The 4,913-nt window shown below is 73.9% G+C and carries 4 protein-coding genes; 2 read left to right on the top strand and 2 right to left on the bottom strand.

Annotated features, from left to right (window positions below; genetic code table 11):
* Both PLL68_RS01605 and metK read right to left on the bottom strand, forming a co-directional pair.
* Positions 1 to 1,012 (bottom strand): primosomal protein N' family DNA-binding protein (locus PLL68_RS01605; RefSeq protein ID WP_502910599.1); only part of this gene is annotated, 1,012 nt, incomplete at its 3' end.
* 75 nt (positions 1,013 to 1,087) lie between these two features.
* The gene (gene metK / locus PLL68_RS01600; protein WP_324531008.1) at positions 1,088 to 2,308 is read right to left on the bottom strand and encodes a methionine adenosyltransferase; all 1,221 of its coding nucleotides are present in this window, start codon (positions 2,306 to 2,308) and stop codon (positions 1,088 to 1,090) included.
* A gap of 126 nt (positions 2,309 to 2,434) precedes the next feature.
* Between metK and PLL68_RS01595 the strand changes: the two genes are divergently transcribed.
* On the top strand, positions 2,435 to 3,880 hold the full coding sequence (locus tag PLL68_RS01595; RefSeq protein ID WP_324531006.1) for a coiled-coil domain-containing protein: 1,446 nt from the start codon (positions 2,435 to 2,437) through the stop codon (positions 3,878 to 3,880).
* The coding region (locus PLL68_RS01590; protein ID WP_324531004.1) for a hypothetical protein at positions 3,880 to 4,913 on the top strand (1,034 nt) is incomplete at its 3' end. The genes PLL68_RS01595 and PLL68_RS01590, both read left to right, overlap by 1 nt.

The raw sequence follows: 4,913 nt of genomic DNA, 5'->3' as shown, positions 1-4,913 counted from the left end.
CGGCCGCCCGCACCACCGCCCGGGGCGCCTCGACCGGGGTCAGCACGCCCCGGGAGACGAGGTCGGCCACAGCCACGGACCGCGAGTACGCGGCGGCCAGGACGGCAGCCCCCTCGTCGGCCGCCCGCGCAAGGAGCACCTCACGCACGTGCGGGTAGGGCGCTCGGGGCTCGTCGAGCAGGTCGTCGCCGTCGTCCCACCACGCGACGAGGCCGAGGTCCCGTACCGGGGCGAAGGCCGCCGCCCGAGTTCCGACGACCACCTGGGCGTGACCTCGTAGTGCCTTGAGATACGCGGTGTACCTGGCCTGCGGCCCCTGGTCGGCCGTGAGCCGGGTGTGCCGACCGGGGCCCAGCGACCGGGTCAACGCGGCCTCGACCCGCACGACGTCACGATGGTCGGGCACGACGATGACCGCGCCGCGACCGCCCTCGGCGGCCGTCCGCGCGGCCTGGGCCAGCAGCATCGGCCAGTCGGCGTCCGGGTCGGTGGACGGGACGGCGAGCAGGGATGCCGTGGGCGCACCGCCCGCGCCCACGTGGGTGAGGAACGCGGGGCCCGCGGGGTACGGCAGCCAGGCGTCCGGCATCCGATCTGGCAGTGGCGGTCGGTCAGCCGGGTCCGGCGACGAGGCAGGCAAGGCCTTCTCGGCGGCGGCGTGCCGGGGTGGGACGGCGAGGCGCAGCACGTCACCGAGCGAGCCGGCGTAGCGGTCGGCGACGACGCGGGCCACGCGCAGCACCGCTGGCGTGAGCACGGGTTCGGGCGACACGACCCGGCGGATCGGGCTGAGCCGCCCGAGGTGCTCGGCATCCGCGCGCCGGTCGAGCACGAAGCCGGAGAGGTCCTGCCCGGCGAAGCGCACCTTGACCCGCACCCCCGGGAGCGCGGTGTCGGCCGACGAGGTCGGCACGGTGTACTCGAACGGCCGGTCGAGGTGGGCCAGGCCCGTGTCGACCTGGACCAGGGCCACCGGGAGCACCTCGCTCGTCGGATCCCCGGTCCCTGCCATGCGCTCGAAACTAGCGGAGCCCACCGACCCCGCGGGGATCGGTGGGCTCCGCCTGTGGACGACGCGTCGGTCGCGTCAGCCGTTGGCGGCGCGCTGGAGTGCCTCGACGCGGTCGGTGCGCTCCCACGTGAAGGGGTTGTCGACACCGGCCGCGGTGGTGCGGCCGAAGTGCCCGTAGGCCGCCGTCGACTTGTAGATCGGACGCAGGAGGTCGAGTGCGTCGAGGATGGCCGCCGGGCGCAGGTCGAACGTCGCGAGGATCGCGGCCTGGATCTTGTCGGCGGCGACGGTCTCGGTGCCGAAGGTCTCGACGTAGAGACCGACCGGCTGCGCCTTGCCGATCGCGTAGGCGACCTGCACCTCGCAGCGACGGGCCAGCCCGGCGGCGACGACGTTCTTGGCGACCCATCGCGTGGCGTACGCCGCGGAGCGGTCGACCTTGCTCGGGTCCTTGCCGGAGAAGGCGCCCCCACCGTGACGGGCCATGCCGCCGTAGGTGTCGACGATGATCTTGCGGCCGGTCAGGCCGGCATCACCCATCGGGCCACCGATGACGAACTTGCCGGTGGGGTTGATGTACGCACGGTAGTCGTCGGTGTGCAGCTCGGTGCCGGAGTCGGCGAGCTCGGCGAGCACCGGGTCGATGACGTGCGCCCGCACGTCGGGCTCGAGCATGCCCTCGAGGGAGATGTCCTCGGCGTGCTGGCTGGACACGACGACGGCGTCGAGGGAGACCGCGCGGTCACCGTCGTACGCGATCGTCACCTGGGTCTTGCCGTCGGGGCGCAGGTAGGACAGCTCACCGTTCTTGCGCACCGCCGTGAGGCGCTCGGCGAGGCGGTGGGCCAGGAAGATCGGCAACGGCATCAGCTCGGGGGTGTCGTCGCAGGCGTAGCCGAACATCAGGCCCTGGTCGCCAGCGCCCTGCTTGTCGAGCGGGTCGACGGCGCCGGTGCGGCTCTCGAAGGCGGTGTCGACACCCTGGGCGATGTCGGGGCTCTGCTGCCCGATGGAGACGCTGACCCCGCACGAGGCCCCGTCGAAGCCCTTCGTCGAGCTGTCGTAGCCGATCGCGAGCACCGTGTCGCGGACGATCTTCGGGATCTCGACGTAGGCCTCGGTGGTCACCTCTCCGGCGACGTGCACGAGACCGGTCGTCACCATCGTCTCGACGGCCACGCGGCTGCCGGGGTCCTGGGCCAGCATGGCGTCGAGGATCGAGTCGGAGATCTGGTCGCAGATCTTGTCCGGGTGACCCTCGGTCACGGATTCGGACGTGAACAAGCGTGCCGACACGCAGGTCTCCTTCAAGTGGGGGGGGTGGCAGCGGCTCGAGCGACTGCCCCCGGGATTCTACCGGCGGGCTGTCGTTCCCCCCACTCCCGGTCACGTGGCCGCTCGGGGGATGAGACCATGGGCGGCGTGTCAGACCGGTCGGTGAACCCCGAGGCGGCTGGGGACGCAGGAGGTGCGGCCTCCGCGGACCCCGCCGCGGAAGCGTTGTCCCTGCTGACCCGCGCACAGGCCCTGGCCGACGACCTGCGGCTGGAGGCCCACCGCGAGGTCGTCTCCGCCCGCGACGAAGCCACTCGCCTTCGCGCCGAGGCGCAGGAGGCCGGTCACGAGCTGGACGACCTGCGCGCCGGGATTGCCGCCGCCCGGGCCGAGGCAGCCCGCCGGCTCGAGGAGACCCGCGCCGAGGTCGAGATCATGCTCGCCGACGCCGCCGACCAGGCTGCGCTGCTGCGAGCCCGGGCGACCAAGGCCAGCGATGAGGCCCTGGGCCTCGCGACCGAGCAGGCCCAGGCCGAGCTGGCGCAGGCTCGGACCGCCGCCGAGGCGATCCTCGAGCAGGCCCGTCGGGAGCACGAGCTGACGGTCGCTCGTCTGGCCGACGACGAGCGTGCCCACCAGCAGCGGTGGAGCAGTGAGCACACCGCCCACACCACCGAGCTGCACGCCCTGCGCGAGAGCACGCTGGCGGAGCTCGACGGTCTGCGTCGCGAGGCGGAGCAGTTCTCGCTCACGCACCGGGGAGAGGCGCAGGCCCGGGCCGCTGAGGTGCTGGCGGCGATCGGCGAGCGTGACGAGGCGTCCCGCGCAGCGGCGGAGTCGGTGGTGAGCGGGGCGAAGGCCCACGCCGATGAACTGCTTGCCGACGCTCGTGCCGAGGCCGACTCGGTCATGGCAGCCGCGCAGGCGCACCTGGCCTGGGCGCAGGCCACCGTGCGCGAGCTCGTGACCGGAGCGCGCGCCGACGCCGAGCAGCGCGCCCGCACACACCACCGCGAGCTCGCAGATCGCTCCCGCGCCCATCGACAGCAGGTGCAGACCCTGCTCGCCGCGGCGACGGCCAAGGGAGCCGACCGCCTGTCCGAGGCGGACTCCGAGGCACGACGTCTGCGCGAACAGGCCGAGGCCGTGCTCGCCGAGGCGCAGGCGGATGCCGCCCGCACCCGTGAGGCGGCCGCCCGCGAGTCCCAGCGGGTCGTCGACGAGGCGCAACAGCGTGCCGAGGAGGCTCTCGAGCGAGCGACCCGTCGAACGACCGAGGCCGAACAGGGTGCCGCCCTGGTTCGGGAACGGGCCGCTGCGGACGTCGAGCGCATGCACCGCGAAGCCCACGAGCACCACCGGGCCGCCCGTGCCGAGATCCTGCGGACCTCCGAGGAGGCCCGCGCACGGGCCGAGGCCGTGCGAGCCGAGGCCCAGGCGGCCGTCGAGCGGGCCCGCGCCGAGGTGCACACCCTCGCGGCCCGCCGTGACGCCATCACCGCCCAGCTCGGCAGCCTCTCAGGGGTCATCGACGCCCTGGCCGTTCCCGAAGACCCTCCGCACCCGCAAACCCCGCCCCACCAGGAGTCCTGATGAACCAGCCCGAGTTCCCCACCGTCTTCCGCGGGTACGACCCCGTGGCGGTCGACCAGCACGTCAGTGCGCTGCGCCAGGCCGCTGAGGCGGCCCGGCAGGCGGCTGAGGCCGCCCAGCAGGAGGCCGCCTCGGCGTCGGTCTCGCTGACCAAGCTGCGCCAGTCCCACGACGCGCTCATGCAGGAGGTCGACGGGCAGCGGCGCAGTGTGGCAGAGCTCGAGGAGCACGCTCGCCGGGCATCGAACCCGTCGTTCGCAGACCTCGGCGAGCGGATCGGCTCGATCCTGACGCTGGCTGACGAGGAGGCCGCCGCCATTCGCGCCACCGCCGAGGAGGAGGCCGGCCAGACCCGGTTCGCCGCTGACGAGGCCGCCGCGCTGGCGCGGACCGAAGCCGACCGGTATGCCGAGGACCGTCGCTCGCGCGCCGACGTCGATGCCGAGCAGGCCCTGGCCCGTGCCAAGCAGGAGGCCGACTCGATCGTCGACGACGCCGCCCGCGAGGCCGCCGCCCGCCGCGAGGAGGCCGAGGCCTACTTCGAGAAGCAGCGGGCCACCGCAGCCGCTTCCGCCGCGGACTTCGAGCGCACCCTTGCCGAGCGGCGGGAGAAGGCCACCGCTGAGTTCACCGGCCAGATGGCCAAGCAGGACCAGGCCCTGGCCGCCGTCCAGGAGCGCGCCGACCTGCTGGCTCGCGAGGCCGAGCAGGACCGCGCCGCGGCAGCCGAGGAGGCCGCACGCGTGCTCGACGCCGCCCGCTCGGAGGCAGCTGCCCTCGTCGCGTCGGCCAAGGAGCAGGCAGAGCGAGTGCGCCGCGACTCCGAGCGTGAGCTGAGCGCCGCCACGGCTCGCCGCGACAGCATCACCGCCCAGCTGAGCAACGTGCGCAACATGCTCGCCACCCTCGGTGGTCCCGCCGCGGTCACTGCCCTGGATGCTGCGGCTGATGCCGACGCTCCCGCCGAGCAGGCCCCGGCAGAGGACGCCGAGCAGGCCCCGGCAGCTGAGTCCGTGGACACGAGCGAGGCGAC

Origin of the sequence: Ornithinibacter sp., assembly GCF_035443565.1 — a bacterium.
Taxonomy (GTDB): domain Bacteria; phylum Actinomycetota; class Actinomycetes; order Actinomycetales; family Dermatophilaceae; genus Fodinibacter.
Note: the sequence above shows the minus strand (reverse complement) of the source record. Positions and strands in the feature narration are given on the sequence as shown.